We start from the raw sequence: 19,015 nt of genomic DNA, 5'->3' as shown, positions 1-19,015 counted from the left end.
TATTATTGCTCCTGCCTGTTTTTTGTCCAATGCTCTTTCCAGAGATATGATCTTGCCAGCAATTCTTCGGCGCTCTTCATCGAAAACTCGGTCACGCTACCGCCCATGATATGCGCGATCTCGCGCACGCGCTGTTCGGGGCGCAGTTCGTTAACGATAGTGACAGTGCGCTCACCATAGATCTGCTTATTGACATTGTAGTGCATATCGGCAAAAGCGGCGATTTGTGGAAGGTGTGTGACGCAGATCACCTGGTGGTTGTGGGTCAATTGCCACAACTTCTCGCCCACGATCTGACCACTTTTGCCGCTGATACCGGCGTCGATTTCGTCAAAGATCAGTGTTGGAGTGGCATCCGCCGAGGCGAGGATGGTTTTAAGGGCGAGCATCAGGCGCGATGTTTCACCGCCGGAAGCAATTTTGGTCAGCGGCTTAAATGGTTCGCCGGGATTGGGCGCAATCAGGAACTGCACGCGGTCGATACCCGTCATATCGCAGGCATAAAGCTGTTCTGGTTGACCATTGATGCTGGCCGGTACGCCGTTTTCATCGGGAACCTGCTCGATTTCAACGGAAAAACGCGCGCGTTTCATATTGAGGCTGTCCAGTTGCTCTTCCATGGCGGCAGAGAGTTGCATGGCGGCCTCACGCCTGCGCTCGGAGATTTGCTGGGCGATGCGGCCAATCTCGCGCCGCAATTCAGTATCTTGCTTCTCCAGGTTCGCGACCAGCTCGTCGCGGTGGACGATGGTTTCAAGTTCGGCGCGGTCTTCATCGACGCGTTTGAGAATCTCTTCTATAGTCGCGCCGTATTTGCGCTTAAGACGATTGATGAGGTCGAGTCGCTCTTCGATATCGGACAATCGCTGCGGATCATCCTCGATATCGCTCTCGTAGCTGCTGATACTGGCGGCCACATCTTCCAGGCGATAAATGGCTTCCGCGAGATTGGTTTCGTTTTCTTGCAGGGTCGGATCGAGCCGCACGAGTTCGTTCATAGCGCGCAAAGCGGGGCGCAGTTGATCCAGCGCCGGGCGGTACTCATCGCCGGCAAAGTCGCCACCTTTGATGGAACCATAGATGAGGGCGCATAGTTCGCGCAAGCGCTCGGCGTTGTTGAGTACCTTGCGTTCGGCTTCCAGTTCGTCGACTTCGCCGGGTTCCAGCTCGGCCTTTTCAATTTCCTCGATCTCGAAGCGCAAGAATTCGGCGCGGCGAACAGCATCCCGCTCCGTCTGCCGCAACGCGGCCAGCTTCTTGCGAGCCTCGCGCCATTCCGTTACCTTCGCGCCGAGTTGCTCGCGCAGGGGCAAAAGTTCGGCGTAGCGATCCAGAAAATTCACGTGCTGTTCAGGTCGTAGCAGGCTCATATGCTCGCTCTGCCCATGAATATCGACCAGCCAGCTGGCTACCTGCTGGAGTACGTGCTGGGCAACGGCTCTCCCGTTGATGCGTGAAACTGTACGCCCGGAGCGGAAGATATCGCGTGAGAGGATCAACTGCCCATCTTCAGGTTCGATATCGTATTCGTGCAGCAGTGTGGCAAGAGCGACGGCGGCATCAGCGCTATTGTTATCAGCATGATTAAAGTGCGCGCGCTGCGTTTCGGCGTTGTCTAATGCCTCGAACATCGTGCGATTACCATTGTGTTCTTCGTTTAAGAAAGCTTCGAATGGCTGCCAGTCATCACGAATCGGGGGCAAGGCATCGATGGAGAAGACGCCTTCGACCGTGGCACGCTCGCACCCGGCGCGCACGAATTCCGCGCCGATCTTGCCGCCCAGCAGGGCGCTCACGGCATCGATAATGATCGACTTGCCCGCGCCCGTTTCGCCGGTGAAGACATTGAAGAGGCGGTTCAGTCGCAAGTGCAGGCTATCAATAATGGCAAAATCTTTGATGGTTAACTCTAATAACATAATTTTTGACGCGGGCGACCAGCAGGGTCGCCCCTACGGTGCATGTGACTTCGATGAGAGCGACCAGCAGGGTCGCCCCTACGGTTAAGCATCCTCATCTTTCAATTTGGCATTGATGATCTGGTAGAAATAGGTTGGCGGCCTGCGCCGCAGGAATTTCGTGACATACTGGCTCTTACGAATCATGATCGTCGCGCCGTCTTTCACCTCGCGGCTCATCTGACCATCGGCGGAGAAGACCCCATTTTGAGAACCGGTCGCAATCTGGAGCCTGACGACAGCGTCAGGATGTAAAATCAGCGAGCGGTCGGATACGAGATGAGGCGCGATGGGCGTCAGTACGGCGCTTTGCACGTGCGGGTGCATCAGCGGCCCGCCAACGGCCATGTTATAAGCTGTTGAGCCGGTAGCGGTGGAAAGGATGATGCCGTCGGCAAAGGTCGTATTGTAATAGAAATCATCGACCCAGGTACGTATTTGTACCATGCGCGGCCACATGCCACGCGCAATCACAATATCATTCAAAGCCAGGAATTCCTCTTGCTTGCCGTCCTGTTCCAGAACCGCGTGCAACATGGCCCGTTTATCGATCCATACCGATGGATCGCCATCCAGGTAGAGCGGCAGCTTGGACAACATCTCTTGCGGCTCAAGCTCGGTTAAAAATCCTACCCGCCCAAAGTTGATGCCCAGAAGGGGAACGCCCTCATATGCTGAGAGGCGAGCGGCATGGACGATTGTGCCATCACCACCCAGCACGATAGCAAGCTGACAATCCCGGATGGAGGGTTCGGGTGTTTCTTCACCTTCATAGCGCGTATCGATAATGCGCACATCGTACCCCAATTTCTTTAGAAAGGGTACGAGTTGCTCCGCGGCTTTCGAGGTATCATCTTTACGGCCCTGATAAAATATCGTGATTGCCTTCAAACCAGTTCATCTCCCAAGGGCTGTCGGGGCGAGGTTCCACTTGCCGAAATCCGGCGCGCACCAGCGACTAACCGTAATCCGCCAACGTAATGGTACGATATGCGGGCGCTGTTGTCAACTATGCTCATTAGCTTGCTTTTGGCCGAAAATGGGCATAAAGGTCGATGATGAGTTGATCGGGCGAACCTGAAGTGGCAGTTGACCAGTAGAAGACGAGAAGAAGACTAGAGAAAGATCTTATTTTCTTGAGCCTGGTAGGGCATACTCTGTACAGCAATTGAGGTAAGCGCATACAAAAACCTCTTACCGGAAAAAATTGCGATATCACTGTAGCGCGCAGCTTGCGCATTTTAAAAACGTTGAAAAAAAGGAGAAAACAACATGCGTAACCCAATTTTCCGCCGGATCTTTATGGCAACTATCGTGGCCGCCTTAGGCATTATGGCCCTCACCGCGACGGCGCTGGCCAGCCCGGTGAATTCACACGCGGGGGCGAAGTACCAGTTCACAACGCTCGATGACAATGCTGATCCTACCTTCAACCAGTTGCTCGGCATCAACAACGCGGGAGTGATCTCCGGTTACTTCGGCAGCGGCGCTTCTGGCCATCCCAACCAGGGCTACATCCTCAATCCACCATATGGACAGGGCAACTATGTGAATGAGAACTATCCTGGCTCGGTACAGACACAGGTTACGGCCATCAACAACAAAGGTGACACGGCTGGGTTCTATGTCGATAGCAACGGCAACAATTTCGGCTTCGTCGAGTGGAACGGCGTCTTCACATCCTACAAGAACCCGCACACCGGAAAAGGAACCGTCAACCAGCTGCTCGGCATCAACGACAAAGGTATCGCAGTTGGCTTCTACACGGATGGCAATGGTGTCAACCACGCCTACAAGTTGAACCAGGCGACCGGCAAGTTCACGGCAATTGTGCCGCCTGATGGTACCAATGCCATCGCCACAGGCATCAATGACAATGGCGACATCGTCGGCTTCCTGACCGGCTCCAATGGAGACATCGTTGGCTTCCTGCTCAAGAGCAATGCCTTCACCGAGTTCGATTATCCCGGCTCGACGAACACGACTCCTCTGGGCGTCAACAAATACGATGAGATCGTCGGCGGCTACTTCGATGCCAACGGCCTGATGCACGGCTTCACATTGAGCAGCCCCTTGAAGAACGCGCAGTGGCAGTCAATCGATGACCCCAACGGCATCGGAACGACGACCATCAACGGCGTCAACGATAAAGGCAACCTGGTCGGCTTCTACGTCGATGGTAACGGGAACACCGACGGTATGCTGGCTACGAAGAAGTAAGCAAGACATACGACAAGAAAAAGCCTGGTCTGGTGAAATGGTCGCCAGGCCAGGCTTTTTTTCTTGTCACCTATTCTCTGTCTGGGAAGACTCATCGGCGATCTCGGCATCTTCATCAATGGCAAGGACATCTTCGGCCAGCCAGATAGCTTCTTCTTTTGAGGAAACGCGGCCCTCGGTCTGCGCTTCCGCGATCAAATCCAGTAAGCGTCCCACCTGCGGTCCCGGCTCGAGGCGCAGGCGGCGCATCAATTCTTCCGCGGTGACCAGGCGCGGGGGCAGGATTGTTTCGCGTTCGCGAACGTAGCGTGTCAATAGTACAGACACAACTCCCAGGTGGCGCTCCCATGCCTCACCGAGCGGCTGTGGACCCATTGTCGCCAGGTGATCGGCAAGCGAAATCAAGGCGACGTAAATGCCGACCGGCCCGAGATCGGCAAAATAGCGCCGGGTGGCTCGCAGGGTTACCGGCCCATCCTGGCCCAGTTGCCCGGGCCGCATGTGATGGGCTACAACCTGCTGCACGAAACGGCGATCCTGCGTGCTGGCCCGCAAGCGCCTCATAATCTCCTGGGCCAGCGGTACACCAGCTTGCGGATGATAATAGAAATGTATATGGCCCTCTTGATCAGTTGCATACGTCACCGTCTTCCCAATATCATGCAGCAGCGCCGCCATCTTGACGCGCGGCGACCTCAACGCCTCAAACGAAAAGATGCCCTGTTCCTCCGCCTCATCTAACAAAACGCGAATTTCGCCCTGCAACGCCGCTGCCAATCGTTCCAACGCCCCAACGGACTCGATAGAATGCTCCAGCACATCCCAATAATGCGGAAACGGTTGTTGCATGCCACGCGCCGGGATGAACTCCGGGAAAATGACGGTGAAGAGGCCCAGTTCATCCAGGAAACGCAGCCTGTTAGTGGCGCCACCTGGCTCAAGGATGGCATAGAATTCGTCGTGGACTCGTTCCGGGGCGACTTTTTTCAGCAATGGCGCGTCAAGGGCAATCAAACGCTGCGTTTCCGGCTCAATACTCAGACCATAGCGCATCATCAAGCGCACGGCTCGCAGCATACGCAGGGGATCATGTTTGAAGACATCCTTATTGACTGCGCGCAGGCGATGGGCGGCAATGTCAGCAAACCCGCCCGCGGGGTCGATCAAGATCGCTTGTTCAAGAGAAGTCAGAACCGCGTCTGGAGTCTTGACGCGTTCCAGATAGCGCACGGCCTCGTCCAGGGAGAGGGCCATGGCGTTGATGGTAAAATCGCGGCAGCGCAGGTCGTCCTCGATAGTCTTGCCGTTCAATGGCGAGATGTCAAGAACGGTTTCGCCTGCTTGCTGTTTGACGACTACGCGGCTGGCCTTTTCGTGCAAATGAGCATAGAAACCACCCAGTTTATTGGCCAGTTGCCGGGCTACTGTAGGAGCATCAGCGGCGGTGACGATATCCCAATCGATGGTTGGTTCGCCGAGCAGAAGGTTGCGCAGCGAGCCTCCAACGAGGTAGGCTTGCGCGTGGTTATCGTTAAAGTGTTGCGCTGTTTGTCTCAGAATTTGCAGGATGCGGGCGTCCACAGCTCCTCTTTCACAATGAGACCAGTATTTTTTCGCTGCCTGTCTCTATTGCTATCGAGCATAGCATAAAGGGTCAAGCTCATTCAATCAGGGATGATTTATCCTGCCCAGAAATTCTTGCCAGTCGTTGAGATGGGGGAAAGGCATATTCACAGGTACCGGGACGTCTAAAAATGTACAAAGCGACTCCCAGCCGTCTTTCACATCATAGACGAGCAACTTTTCTGGCGGTACCAGTTGTTTGACCTCTTCGTTATGGGCATGAAAAACGGAGATGGCATACTCCTTCTCTTCGAATCTGCCATGAAACGTGCCCTGCCAGATGAGGGCATTGACCATGCGAGCATGTGTTGAGAGCAGTTGGCGGTCGGTAACCTGGTAGATGGTTTTTCGAGCGCTTTCATACCATTTTTCGGGATCGCGCACGGTCAGCAGCACCTTTGCCGCCGGATAGGCCTGCATCAGTTCTTTATAGACGGCGCAGGCAGGCCAATCAACACTTGCCTGATAGCCTTTAAAGATGTCATCCCAATCAACGGGGATTCCCCTGCTAACTGCTTCCCAGAGTTCATCAGCTCCGGGATGGGAAAAGAGTTCCGTCATATGGTAGCAGGGGGCGAAGCCGAGTTGCTCAAGGGCGTTCTTGAGGGAGAGTGTTCCCGTTCGTCCAAAGCCTGCGCCGATGATTTTTAGTCCATTCCATTCCTTTATTGTTCCAGATTGATCTGCCAATTGCCGGTCCTTTCCTATTTTGTAAGACAATCAAGCGCTACTGTTTATAGGATACAAGAATGCAACCATGGTAACAAGGGGAAATGGATGTAGGGAAGGATAATGACAAAGAATAAAGGCGAGCAAGCAATGCTTACTCGCCGGTACGGTAGGTACCTGTTACTCGGACTCCATCAAGCCTCTCTGCGCTCTCCAGGAAGTGGCAAGCGTGGCCTGCCGGTTCCAATTCTTTGCCGATACACTGCCGGCAGCCACGATAAGCAGCGCTCCAAGTACGGACGCTATCAATGCGCCGGCAGGGGACGGGGCATCGCCCATGACCCAGGGGGTGATGGCGACGACAGTACCAAGCATGATGGTCGCGCCTGTGACGAGTCCATTACTCTTAAATCCCAGCCAGAGGATGGCAAGCGCCATAGCGACGACGCCGACGATTGCTGCCAATATCCAGGCGCTCAAGGAAAGTGTTCCAAACGCGGTTATACCGAAGACAAACGGTACGCTTATGAGCAGCACTCCGAGTACGATGTGTACTTTCTCAAGCCAGCTTTTTGATGTGTTGATCGTATTCATTTCTAAAACCTCCTTTTTAGTAATTCGGCTCTGTAACGACTTTTCAGTAGGACCAGTTGTTTTTCAACTTACAAGGATAGGATAATGCAGGTTCATTGGGTGAATGTTGGAATTATGTGAGAGGATTCTCATGGTGGGGGAGAGGAGAGGCCAGGAGAATGGAGACGGGCTAAGGAAGACTTTTAGCACTCCATTGCCAAAAATTGGCACTATTACTTAAGAACCTCATCAACAGCACCAACCAATTTCTTTGCATCATCTAAAGTGAGCGTTTCTGATCCAGGCACATAGTTCGTTAGTGAAACCACCTTAATACGGGAGGCAAGCATAATGGCTTCATGCGTTGAAGTATGTTGAACAGTGATCGCAAAGAAAGATTGAGTATAAGTTCCGATATGGCGAACGGCATTACTCAGTTGTTTGATGCCATCGAGCTTCTTTCCCTTATTACCTGCCTTTGCTTCAATGATACCAAATCGGTTTTCAAATCTCATTGCAACGTCAATATCAATCTGCCCATCCATAGCCCTGACGCCCGTCATGACTTCATATTCATTTAGTCGTAGAGCCTCGGCTAATGCTACCTCAAATGGTCCACCATCATCACCACGATTTGAGCTGCATTCTTGCCACTCTCCTGGCCCGAAGTGTAGGTTAAACAGGTCATTCAGCTTCACACACGCTGGCACCAACTCGTCATCTACCAGCTTTAAACCTCGATCTTCCCAGATATAGTGATAAATGCGGTTATGCTTCCCCTCACTTTGCAAATAGAACATCGGTGCCTTTTGTTGTTGCGCAACTTGATAAGCAGCAAAAGCCATTGCCTTCGTGCCACCTGTAAGATTAAATGTATTCGATTTTCCTGCAAGCTCTGGAGACTCAAGTTTTGCTTTCAGAGCATCTACTATCACACCTATCCTATAAGGCTCTGTTTCTAGTTCATAAACATTTGCCTCTTTCTGAAGTGTTGCAGCCAGACGATCATATATGCCTTTTGTTCTTTTCGTATAAACGAGCAATACATCAGAGGGATGGGAGTGCCGTACCGGAAGGAGATTGGGCATAGGCTGCTCACCAACAAGTGCTATCATTAAAGTCATGACCATTCTCCTTTCCTAAATGCTACATATATAGCTATCTCTATCGATACAGGCTATCTTCTTTGGCGAGCTTGCTCCCTGATTGCCTGTAAATTAACCAATTCAGCTACTTCATAGGTTGTCGGAATGCTGCCAGCTATTGGGCGCAGGCGAATCAGCGAGGGAAAATGACCGATGCGCCCGTGAAGTTCAGCGAGTAGAACAAACGCGGCGGGAGCATAGCCTGGCGGATTGATGAGAAGAGGAAGAGTTTGCCACTCTTCAGATGACAAATCTATTGAATTTATTATTGCGGTGATTTGAGGTTCGAGAGGTTCTGCCTGGTTGATTTGTACAGGGATAGTGCGAATACCTGCAATGAAGGTTTTAGCCAGGGATTCGATTTGCGCTTGCTGGTTGGGGGTGAGGGGGTGGGTGAAGTTGAGTACAAGCATTATTTGATCTTCAACAACTCCTTTATTTTTTCTGCGACTTTCTGCGTTTGAGGAAGCCCCTGGGCTGTTGTTTGTATTGTCAGGTTTGCAGCTTTATCATTATCTGCCCAGAGTAGTAAAATTGTTCCATCTTCAGTAACCCTTTTAACAGCAGAACGTGTTGTATTTTCGAAGTTTCCACCGATTATTGTTCGTACATAAGGTAACTGAGCTATTTTATTGCAAGCAGCGAGCGTGTTCTTGGGATAGTGATGCGCCACATTCTTGAGTGAAGAGGTAATCTTCTCATCAGGATTTTCTATCTGCACTTCAGATGGCAATGGAGCCTCTTTTGCTTCCTCAGTTTGTTCCTTGAATCGTCTTTGAAGGGCATTCCCCATTGGAGATAAAAATACATCTCCATGCTCATCAGGTAATGTCAACATTGATTGTATTTTTTCTTTTTCAGGGATAGCCTTGAGACGCTCCTCTACTTCCGTTTGGGAGCGAGCCTCTGCATCTATCCATTCAAAAAACCAACTATATCTAAGGAAAAGGCTGGTATCCCAATCAAGGGCAATAGGATTAAAGGTAACAACACGTTTGAATTTCTCATGTATATATTTAACCGGAACCTGATAAAGCATGCCTATCAGAGTGCTATAACCGCTTTCTAATTTGAAACCAGGAGTTGCATTTATAACAACGTCTTGATTATTTCTCTTGGCTTTTTCAATCTCATCAATGAACGTGTTAACAAAGTTACGCAACCCGTGGGTTTCTATGTGCTTTTCATCCTCTTGAAATTGAAGTCCAACCGGCCGGATATGTTTGTAACCTCTACTACTGAAGAATTCCCGTAATAAGTTGGTACACCTCTTCCCTTCTATCGTTTCGGTATGGAGAAAAACAAGTTGATCATCAGACTGAGATATTTGGAGGATTGAATTAGCTTCAGCAGATGCTGCTCCTGGCTCAGTTCGTAGGTATTGCCGCATTTGATCCTCGGTTGGCGTCTCAATACCATACTTTCTCCTCGTATTGAGATACAGGGAAATACCTGTTGCTGTTAGAATTGTTGTCATCTCTTTCTCCTTTTCACCTCATTAACAACTCATAATAAAACACATCCAAGCCCTTTCACCTATATTCATGCCTTCTTTTTCTTACTTGCCCTTGGTTGGCATATCAGCAATGTACATCCATCCCGCTCTTCTTCTCGCATAAACACACAAATGCGCGTCTCGCCAGGTTTCCAATTCTGTGCTTCCTCCGCGCTCACAACTATCAGCACGTCCCTCGTCGCAAACGATTGATATCTCAAGATGGCCTTTGCATCAGCAGGAACTCTTCGTCGTAATTCATCGGTAAGAGCAATGACAGACCCTGTGATTTCCTGCCCCTCTCTGAATTTAGGAATATTCGGGCGTATACGCTCAGTTATAGCAGGCTTTGGTGTTGTTGATGAAGGTGTAGATGTCGGTGTTGATACGGTTTGCAATGATTCGGTAAGGCTTTCTGGCAGCACTCCATCGTTGACCATCCTGAAGAAGCCATATCCTGCACTCGTCTTTCCTCCAATGCCATACTTTTCTAGAGCTACTTGCAACCAGCCTTTTGCTAACTCTACGTCCTTCGAATCGACCTCATTATTGAGACGACGTGGAGCCAGAGCAAATACAAAAGTTGTACCAGCTACCGTCAAGAAAGTCACAGGGTTGGGATTCTGGTCATTGGTTGGCAGTTTCTTCTCCCCATAATAATGAGGATAATGCGAATTCATGATATCGAGTACGAAATCTATCTTAGAACCTACAGGCATGGCATCAAAAAAGATCACAGTTCCGGCCTGTTTCTGTGAACCAAAAATACGTCTGACAATCTCATTATCATGTTCGATATCGCTGCTAGGATATACCTCTCCGGTCACATAGCCGCGCGTCAAACCTTTCAAGGCGCTGGCAGGAATGTAAGGAATACCATACAGGTGATGCAATGTTAAATCGGTTTCCAGCACAGATTCACCACCCAGACCAACTACCATACGCCAATCAGTAATAGCGGTGAAATGTGTTGCTCCTCTCGCTGTTATCATGTTTAACCAGCGCCTGTAAACGCTCTCGACAAGCCTTACATCAACATGATTAGTTGCAGCAAGCTCTTTAAGCCAGCCACTTTTTCCTTCACTCCTTTGAATAGCGGATTCTGGGGGATACTTATCCAGTATCAAGCCTAGATTTTTACACTTGCTCAGTTGATCTACTGTAAGCAATCTTGCTATACTTTGAGGAAGATAGTATTGCCTGCTCTCCTGGTTATTCATATCTGCTCCGTTCCTGCGTCTGGTTCCTTCAATTCTGCCTCGGCAAAACGACGCAGCCAACTACCGAAAGCAAGACATTCCGTGGTTGCACGTCGGTAATCTGTATTACTTGCTCTATTAGTTACCCATCGAAGAAGCCCATCATTTTCGGTACTCGTAGCATCTATAATAGATGTATCAAAATGCTCATGCATCCAATGTGTCAGATGACCTAGCAAGTAAAAATGAGCATTTCTTTTTTGTACTCCATCTTCCACCTTAACTTTGCCTTTAGCCTTTAAAAAGCCAAGACTTTGTCCTAATCCATTGATCTGGATCATTGCATTCAGTCCTCGAGCTAATGACCGATACTCTTTTTGCAGTCCTTCATATTCCCTAAGCAGTCTCTCTAATTTTTTCCTTATCTCTTCATCCTGATTTTCTCCTAGAAGCCTTTGAGTTTTCTCTGCAAGCTTTTTAATTTCATCAATATCATCCCAAGCCTGCTTCCCGCGCTGCTGCTCAATATTCTGACGTTGAGTCTTCTCAGTCATTATCTTCTCCCTTTTAAACAATAGTGATCTGCGCTACCTGACTAACTTCCCCAGCGCATGCGTACCAGACCACGCCCAACAGTTTCATCGCCGCCAAGTTGGAGATAGCTACCCCTACCAGTGTCAAGTGATCTGGCCCTTTCCAGAACCTGGGCAGCAGTCACTTTCGAGCCATTCTTCCCATTTTGGCGTCCATCTGTTGCATAAATCGGCACATAGAGCAGTGTATCGGTGGGTAGATGCTCTTCAGTCCAGAGAGCGCCGCGCTGAACCGTTTTTGTCTGTCGATCTAGACGAACGCGGGTGATAACCTCTGTCGCATAAAGCGCGAAATCGCGAAAATCATCATTGGATAAGATGACTAAAGAGTTCCTAATCTTGTTGGGCCAGTAATCACCTGCTCCCAGATCAGGGATGGCATTAGTTGCAAGCCAATTCGCAATTGTGTCAACTTGTCCATCTGGGCGAGCCTCAAAGCTGAATTCTTCCAGCACAATGGTATTATTAGCATGGACTTCACTTGTAGTCGTCATCAGCGCATTGCCTACTGCAACTTGTTCAGGGACATTCCATGGTAGTACGCTGCTGGCATGACCCCTCTCTATGTCACGCTTAAAGCGGCTCAATATATCGCAGGAAGTAGTATAGGCAAAAACACCATTGAGCGAACGCACAGGGAAAAGGAGAATACGCGCATCACCTGCAATAAGCGCACCGGCGTAATCTTCTGCTCCTGCACCAGGAGTACCAGGCCCGAATAAGATATCAATTATAGTCCGATCCTTAATAACATCTTCTGCTGTTGCACGCAATTTTCCTTTGATGCCACTTCCCTGAATCATGGGATACTGAGTTGTTCGCTCTCGCTGAATCGGCAGGTCAATACTGCTCAAACCAGAGCCTACTCCTGCATGAAGCGGCGTTTCGACGTAAAGATAAAGCATGGTGGTCTCTGTGATCATGATTTCCATTCTCCTGCATATGCAATTCCATAGCCAATTTGCCAACCGTAATCCGTAAAGGGACGTTCTATTGCTACCGGCTCGTTAAAAAAGTAAACACTACCAGCCGGAACACAACGGCGCATAATCTTGTTCTCACCTCCGGCAGTGCCGGGAGCAAGTAGCCAACCTCCTATTGGTTGATAACGATCAATCGTTACTGCAATTGGTTTAGGAAGTGGTTTGCTCCACTTCTTTGGTTGCCAATTGAGAGGTTTCCAGCCATCATCGAGAGCTGCCGGCGTTGAGAGGTAAACGGCCCTACCAGCCTTGAGCTGCTCTACATTTTCTGACGCCGATAGCGTTACCGATTTGAGTACCCTAAAATAGGCTGCTCGCCTTTCCCCACCGAGTGTAATCCATCCACTATCTGGTAAACGCAGTTGTTTCTGCACCTGCTCATCACTCAATAATGTCTCTGGAGAATCAGTCAAACAGGCGCTTTCTTCTGTTCCAGCAAGGCTGATATCGACAACAAACCCATAGACAAAGTCATTATCGCGATTGGTGAAATCAAGATCATGTTTCATTCGTACCATTCGCACCTGGTATAGCAATCCCTCTCTGGTCGTTTTGGTTTCATTGTTCATGCCAATACCAAGACGTGATTCATACTCGAATATCTCGCGATTGCTGACTATCTCCTCATCGAAAGGCTTTTCCTTATCCCGTAGTACCCTCACTAATCCACGTTCTGTCAGCCATCCCGCATTTTCCAGTTTATCTTCAGCCTCTTCATCAGGCCACAAATACCACATGTCTTCTGGTATGTCACTACGTACTTCTGTTATTGGTTTAGGATAGAAACGAATGACCTTTTTCCTATCCTTCTGTAGATACAGAGGGGATGGGAAAAGACGCTCGACCGGCCCATCCTCACTATCACTATTTTTGCGCCGCCCTAATGCCAGACTAGTAATACGAAAGCGCCCATAACCTTTACGATTTCCAATTAGCTCAACAAGCTCTGGATCCTCAAATACCTGTGCGATTGTTTTCGTTCTATCCCAATGCGTAGCTATTGCAGCCCGTACAGCACCCTGCATTGTTTCAGGAGTAGGAGGAAAAATAGTTTCCGCGAAGTTATTTTCTCCTGCATTAAATGGACGTCCAGTACGAAACAATAACGGTTCTGTAGGTTCAATAAAAAGGCGCATCATTCCGGCTCCTTTCGTGCTAGAAAAGCCATCACTAGCAACCAACCTAGCACCTCGACCAATCCATGCCGGCGCTCTTCCGAATGTAATTCGATAGCCAATGATGAATCTGCTTTTCTGGGTCGTCTGTCATCATTGTCCATAGCCTCTGCCAAATCGACTAATCTCCCGGCTAGATCGCGCTCAACAAATTTACTCTCAACCTCTTCCTTACGCTGCCGGTGTAATACACGCTTGATCTCGCTAATCTGGGCATTCCTATCTAATCCAACCAGCACAGGAGCTTCTTCAAGCAAGATATAGACACACTTAGGCGAAAGAATCTCTTTCTTGAAAAATTCATAAAACTCTAGAAAGAGTGACACTGGTTCTAACATTTGCTCACTGCCATCCCTCGAAACCTTATAAAACCAATGGCAACCTACTCGTGTTTGCTCACCTGAACGCCTCAAAATAGTGACAACTAAAGCATTGCGTCCATAGGCCTTCTTTGCAAGATCTTCGGAAGCCTTTGCTGTCCGCCGCACATAGGAAAGAGAAGTGTAGTGATGTGCAATAGCGACACCGATACTGGCAGTAACTTCCGCTTTGCGTGTCTCGTCTAATACCGCTCCTTGAACTGTATCGTGGTATATCTTTCGTAATGCATCTACCAGATCAAGAACTGTCAGAGGCTGATTACCTGCTCGGATATCTCTTGCGAGCGGTGCTAGAGCCACAACATCATCGCCGCCCGCATAGACAAGTTTCCCTGGGTAACTATCCTCTACCAACTCTGGAGTGCGCTCACGAGAAAAGGTGGAAAGTGCTTCGCTAATAGCCCAGTGTTCTTCTTTACCACCGACACCTCCAAGTAAAGAACCCATTCTATCACCATCCATCTGGATTAAGGCATAGTAAGGAGTAGGACGAGTAATGTGCAATTCATCAGTTGCGGACAGTAGATGAGCCAAAGCATCTTTGGCACTTCGAGCTATGCTTGTAGCTTCTGATACATCAGCAATACCATAATTCTGCATTAATTGCCGTGGCACAAACATTTCTGGAAAGTACAAATCACCATCGCGCTGCAAAATCCAATCGCGCTCAGCTAGCTGACGGTCATTCATTACCATCCTATGTAGATAAGGAACCGCTCTTTTTGCACCCTCCGGCAATTCTAATTGTTCATTTGTTGCCTTTTGCCAATTGCCAAGTACATCCTGATCTATAGGGGCCAGCAACAAGACCTCCATAAATGAAGCTACCGCAATATAGCTTGTCGAGGGAAAAGTCTTAAACGGAATTTCCTGTGATTTGGTGGCGAAACGCTTGACAGTATCAATAGCATCAAGACGCTCAGACCCATCCTTGCTAATATCGTGTGCAGAAAGCTTACTTGTCAGCTTAACCCAGAAGTCCTGAATTCCCTGGCGATCAGTTCTTATTCCATGTAACGCTTCACGCTCTCCAGAGACGGTACTCTTCTCCCCCGGTTCGCCTTCCTCTCTTAATTCGCCTTCTTGCCCTCGTTTACTTTGTGATGCGAAATTGCGCAGGCGCTTGCGCGCATCTAATACCTCCTGGGTGTAACTTAGCCATTGCTTATATTCTCTAGAACTATCTGGCACAATTACCCAGTATGTCTCGAACAGGTTTTGTGCATCCGTTTGCCGATTCCAAATTCTTTCTGTTTCCCTGGTGGTATACTCTGCAACAATCTCTTGCCACACCTCTTTGCATATCTTTTCCCAACGCTTTTCAATTCGAGTCACACAGCGTCCTATTTCCTCATAAGCTGCCTCTTCTGATGGGAAAATAGCTACGAACTTATTAGGTATATCGGGGATACCTCGTCTGTCATCCACGGTACTACGTGTAGGATAAACAAGCTCTCCTTTCAGATCTTTTACTGCCGCTTCCATCAGTTTCGCCAATAGATAGCTTCCCAACCACAAATCCCGCGTCTTACGGGCCTGAGCAATAAATGGCTGTACAGGACCCAGGGAAAACATCAGCATATACTCGCTCATAGCATCACCTCCAGCTTTCCACGAAATCCATTGGCCCAGTTCTCGATTAGTTTGTAGTCTTGCATGAATACATCATTCCCTGCTGTTTTAAAAAGCACTGCTATCCCAACATACTTATTTCCCTGTAGTTCTACCACTCTCAGCAATAAAGGTGAGGCTCTGCGCTTGTTGAATATAATTGGAGGCAAAGGTAATCCAAAAATCCGGCGTTGCTGGATAGGTATATCATGGCGATAGTCCTGGAGCCTCTCCCCTAACTTCTGCATCGCGACTTCGGCACTTGGCCAGGGTTGTTCATCCTGGAGTATCCAGATACGACAGGCTCCCCGAGCAAGTACATCAAATTGTGCATCGCGAATTGGTTGCTGCGCAAGGTTATAGAGTGAACGAGCATTTTTGATTCCCTGCTCAATCTGCTGCTTTAACGTCTGAGCATTTGCCGGCATAGAAAAAGGAAAATCTTCGAGAACAGCTTTGGCACCATTACCTTCAACAGACTGAACGGCCAGACTTCCGGCACAACGCCGCGAACGCGAACCCACCGCACCTAATTGCGTCAGTAACCAGAATGCCGCAACTGCCTGCTTGAGTTTTACAGTATCCTGTCCTCGTGTTGAAAGCGTGACCTTAAATCCTGTTCCAGGAGGAAAGAACCAGCGTGCAGGTTTAAAATTTCCTCTATCTTCCCTTCCGCTTCTCGCCATTGACCACAAGAAATAGCCTTTTCCTGTCGCCTGCCATCTCCCACCTACTCTCACACTTATTTGCTCGGTAAATTCCTTTGGAGAATTGGAGGCTTCCGAAACTTTGACAGCTACAGCAGAGCCTTTATCCGTCGCGCCAAAAACCTCGGTTTCAACTTCCATCACTTTTTCAAGGCCTTTAGAGGACGTTCCAGCCATTCCTCCTACCAGCGCGCGTTCCCAGTAGCGCATAAGACCTCGAAACGTGGGAGCGCGCAGTTCTGCTTTTGTCTGATCTGCCCCTGCCAGAAATAAAGGGGTTAGAGTACGTAGGGTAAATTCAACTTCCTGCATCCCTACATTCCTTTCTCTCGCACAATCATCTTTTTTCCTGAAGAGAATACCATTCCTTCGTCTAAAACACAACCGGGATATCTATTAAAATAAGTTAGAGATTTCTCTGATGCGTTTGCCTTGCCCTAGAGGTATACTGTGTACTATCGAAGTATGGCGCAAATTTCTTGTAGAGGAAATGATAGCCTAGTCTTTCGTCTGGATCGATGTTCCAGGCCTCACGGCAATAATCAAGCAGATTGGCCTTGTGAGCATCTACGGTCTTAATGGAGATGTGAAGTTCTTTTGCTACTTCCTGCTGGGTCAGGCCGAGAGCAAAAGCTTGCAAAACTTCTTGCTCACGCTGTGTTGCCTGCTCGATAACCCTGGTACATCTCGCCCGTTCCTCCGCATCCATGCGAGCAGTCTGGTAGTGGCGCATATCCTGGGCTGTATCGACTGTTTGCGATAGGCCTGGGAAGTAGGCTCCCCAGGGGACGAAAGGGGCTTCTATCAGGCTTACACCGGCCTCGGTGGGAATATGCATGACTTTGCCTTCGTTGACCAGGGGCCTGAGGGCTGAGGGTGTGTAGATGTGCCAGATGTGATCGAAGTGGTCGAAGTTGAGGTGCGCTGCTGAAATCGCCATCAGTGACATCAGACGACGACCACCGGTGAGTGAAAGGTGAATGCGCCGGTGCTGCAGCTTGAGGTCGCGGACAAGACGATGAACAGTGTCGAGCGTGCCCTTTGCGCTGAGGTCGTCTACAATATCTTGCAGCGGAGCTTCATCCAGTTCCAGCACGTATGAACGAAGACGACAACGGAGAGGTTGCCCGTGAACCAGGTAATAACTGTAGTAATCACCAACGAACTCGGCGTTGAGGCATGCTACTGAGTGTCGCAGGCGCGCGTCCGACGCTTCGGGATGAACGACTATTACCTCACTGATAGGGAAACCACGCTGAAGCAGGAGATCGAGCGTAAATGTCACGATTTGCGGCTGTCCGCCAAGGGTTGCGAGTAAGGTATGGATGTATTCTGGCATAGAAACCTTTCCTCTCTGGCAACATAGCAAAAATAAGTTCAGGAGGCCAACTATGGTCAATCTCTTGCCTGCCGTGCTTATCGGCGGGCCTCCACATGCCGGTAAGTCTGTTTTGACCTATAGCCTGACGCAGGCGCTGCGCGAACGGCACATCGAACACTACGTCCTGCGCGCCTGCCCCGATGGCGAGGGCGATTGGTCCCATGAAATTCAACAGGATACGGTACGCCTCATTCGCATCAAGGGACAATGGACCGATACTTTTGTAAAACTCGTTTGCCGTGACCTGGAACACCGTCCCCTACCACTACTGGTCGACATTGGCGGTCTCCCAACAGAAGATCAAATCGGCATCCTGCACAGATGTACGCATTCCATATTGCTGCTACACAGAAATAATCCAGAGATTGCAACATTCTGGCGTCACCTGACTGAAGTCAGCGGTCTCCTACCTTTAGCCTCTATTTATTCCGAACTAAGCGGTGATTCTGCCATCACCGCGGATAAACCTGTGATCGAGGGAACCCTGGTTGGACTGGATCGCGGAAAGCTCGCACACGGTCCTCTTTTTGATCTGCTTGTTGACCGGCTGGCCTCGCTCTTCGCCTATCTGCCAGATGAGCTAGAGAAAACACATCTGGATACGGCACCGGTGGAACTCGTTGTCAATCTGAATATCATCATACAGGCATGGGCACCTGAAACAAGACGCTGGGAACCTGCAATGATACCACCCCTACTTGCCGAACTACCGATCAATATGCCGCTCGCAGTCTATGGACGAGGCCCTAACTGGCTCTATGGATCGCTGGCAACACAGCCAGGAGAAGAACTCTTCTACCAATTCGATTCAAGGCTTGGCTGGGTAACTGCCCCACGCTTACAACTGGCGTCCCCGGGCACAGAACTTTCACCTGAGTTGCACATCACAGTCGATGAGTATAAAGGCGCAACCGTGCTGAAGATAAATATCGTGATAAAATACCTCGATTATACGGAGGCTGAACATCTCTCCTTCCCAGCTGTTTCAACGGAGCGCGGTCTCATTTTAAGCGGTGCTATACCACACTGGTTGCTGACAGCCCTGGTGCGTCTCTATTATGGTTATGGCCTTGCCTGGATTGCCTGCCACCAGCCACCCTTGAACGGTGCCATCGTAGTGGTCTCGCGCACACCCGATTTGTCGCCTGGAGATTTCGTCTCCATGCCTGTTGGCTAATCTCATGCGATTATAACACATCGCTGAGTAAAAATACAATAATATAAGCAGAAAATTTTTAGTAGAACTTTTGATATCATAAGGCTCACTTGACAATAAATTATTAAAGGTGATTGCTCAAATGAG

At 49.4% G+C, this 19,015-nt stretch carries 17 protein-coding genes; 2 read left to right on the top strand and 15 right to left on the bottom strand.

Features of this window, described 5'->3' with window-relative positions:
* Positions 1-2 precede the first annotated feature (2 nt).
* Positions 3-1,919, bottom strand: coding sequence for a DNA repair protein RecN (recN, locus tag VFA09_18625; protein ID HZU69299.1), 1,917 nt, complete (start codon positions 1,917-1,919; stop codon positions 3-5).
* 84 nt (positions 1,920-2,003) lie between these two features.
* Positions 2,004-2,849, bottom strand: coding sequence for an NAD(+)/NADH kinase (locus tag VFA09_18620; GenBank protein HZU69298.1), 846 nt, complete (start codon positions 2,847-2,849; stop codon positions 2,004-2,006).
* Positions 2,850-3,230: 381 nt separating this feature from the next.
* Here VFA09_18620 and VFA09_18615 point away from each other — a divergent pair, with 381 nt between their 5' ends.
* Positions 3,231-4,178 carry a hypothetical protein gene (locus VFA09_18615; GenBank protein HZU69297.1) on the top strand — a complete coding sequence of 316 codons (948 nt, stop codon included), beginning with the start codon at positions 3,231-3,233 and terminating at the stop codon, positions 4,176-4,178.
* 66 nt (positions 4,179-4,244) lie between these two features.
* Here the strand turns inward: VFA09_18615 and VFA09_18610 are convergent, their stop codons facing one another.
* From VFA09_18610 to VFA09_18550, 13 genes are all read right to left on the bottom strand, one after another.
* The gene (locus tag VFA09_18610) at positions 4,245-5,759 is read right to left on the bottom strand and encodes an HD domain-containing protein (protein HZU69296.1); all 1,515 of its coding nucleotides are present in this window, start codon (positions 5,757-5,759) and stop codon (positions 4,245-4,247) included.
* Positions 5,760-5,846: 87 nt separating this feature from the next.
* Positions 5,847-6,491, bottom strand: coding sequence for a sulfotransferase (locus VFA09_18605; protein HZU69295.1), 645 nt, complete (start codon positions 6,489-6,491; stop codon positions 5,847-5,849).
* 159 nt (positions 6,492-6,650) lie between these two features.
* On the bottom strand, positions 6,651-7,064 hold the full coding sequence (locus VFA09_18600; GenBank protein ID HZU69294.1) for a hypothetical protein: 414 nt from the start codon (positions 7,062-7,064) through the stop codon (positions 6,651-6,653).
* Between the two features lie 212 nt (positions 7,065-7,276).
* Positions 7,277-8,167: a DUF1887 family CARF protein gene (locus VFA09_18595; GenBank protein ID HZU69293.1), complete on the bottom strand. Its 891-nt coding sequence runs from the start codon at positions 8,165-8,167 to the stop codon at positions 7,277-7,279.
* A 53-nt stretch (positions 8,168-8,220) separates the two neighbouring features.
* Complete coding sequence (gene csx15, locus VFA09_18590; GenBank protein HZU69292.1) at positions 8,221-8,601, bottom strand: CRISPR-associated protein Csx15; 381 nt, start codon at positions 8,599-8,601, stop codon at positions 8,221-8,223.
* A complete protein-coding gene (locus tag VFA09_18585; GenBank protein HZU69291.1) occupies positions 8,601-9,665 on the bottom strand; it encodes a putative CRISPR-associated protein in 1,065 nt (354 codons plus the stop codon). Before VFA09_18585 ends, csx15 begins: the two co-directional genes overlap by 1 nt.
* 65 nt (positions 9,666-9,730) lie before the next feature.
* Positions 9,731-10,903 (bottom strand): type III-B CRISPR module RAMP protein Cmr6, encoded by a 1,173-nt coding sequence (gene cmr6, locus VFA09_18580; GenBank protein ID HZU69290.1) that lies wholly within the window; start codon positions 10,901-10,903, stop codon positions 9,731-9,733.
* On the bottom strand, positions 10,900-11,436 hold the full coding sequence (gene cmr5 / locus VFA09_18575; GenBank protein HZU69289.1) for a type III-B CRISPR module-associated protein Cmr5: 537 nt from the start codon (positions 11,434-11,436) through the stop codon (positions 10,900-10,902). Before cmr5 ends, cmr6 begins: the two co-directional genes overlap by 4 nt.
* 41 nt (positions 11,437-11,477) lie before the next feature.
* Positions 11,478-12,398, bottom strand: a complete 921-nt coding sequence (gene cmr4 / locus VFA09_18570) for a type III-B CRISPR module RAMP protein Cmr4 (protein HZU69288.1) — start codon at positions 12,396-12,398, stop codon at positions 11,478-11,480.
* The gene (cmr3, locus tag VFA09_18565) at positions 12,395-13,597 is read right to left on the bottom strand and encodes a type III-B CRISPR module-associated protein Cmr3 (GenBank protein ID HZU69287.1); all 1,203 of its coding nucleotides are present in this window, start codon (positions 13,595-13,597) and stop codon (positions 12,395-12,397) included. The genes cmr4 and cmr3 overlap by 4 nt, the downstream gene beginning before the upstream one ends.
* On the bottom strand, positions 13,594-15,606 hold the full coding sequence (cas10, locus tag VFA09_18560) for a type III-B CRISPR-associated protein Cas10/Cmr2 (GenBank protein ID HZU69286.1): 2,013 nt from the start codon (positions 15,604-15,606) through the stop codon (positions 13,594-13,596). Before cas10 ends, cmr3 begins: the two co-directional genes overlap by 4 nt.
* Positions 15,603-16,643: a type III-B CRISPR module RAMP protein Cmr1 gene (cmr1, locus tag VFA09_18555; GenBank protein ID HZU69285.1), complete on the bottom strand. Its 1,041-nt coding sequence runs from the start codon at positions 16,641-16,643 to the stop codon at positions 15,603-15,605. The genes cas10 and cmr1 overlap by 4 nt, the downstream gene beginning before the upstream one ends.
* Before the next feature lie 94 nt (positions 16,644-16,737).
* On the bottom strand, positions 16,738-17,670 hold the full coding sequence (locus VFA09_18550) for a CRISPR-associated ring nuclease (GenBank protein HZU69284.1): 933 nt from the start codon (positions 17,668-17,670) through the stop codon (positions 16,738-16,740).
* Positions 17,671-17,722: 52 nt separating this feature from the next.
* On the opposite strand from VFA09_18550, the gene VFA09_18545 reads away from it, so the two are divergent.
* Complete coding sequence (locus VFA09_18545) at positions 17,723-18,889, top strand: CRISPR-associated protein Csx3 (protein HZU69283.1); 1,167 nt, start codon at positions 17,723-17,725, stop codon at positions 18,887-18,889.
* The last annotated feature ends 126 nt before the right edge of the window (positions 18,890-19,015 follow it).

This window comes from Ktedonobacteraceae bacterium (assembly GCA_035653615.1).
Classification (GTDB): domain Bacteria; phylum Chloroflexota; class Ktedonobacteria; order Ktedonobacterales; family Ktedonobacteraceae; genus DASRBN01.
This window is presented reverse-complemented; position numbering and strand designations above follow the sequence as displayed.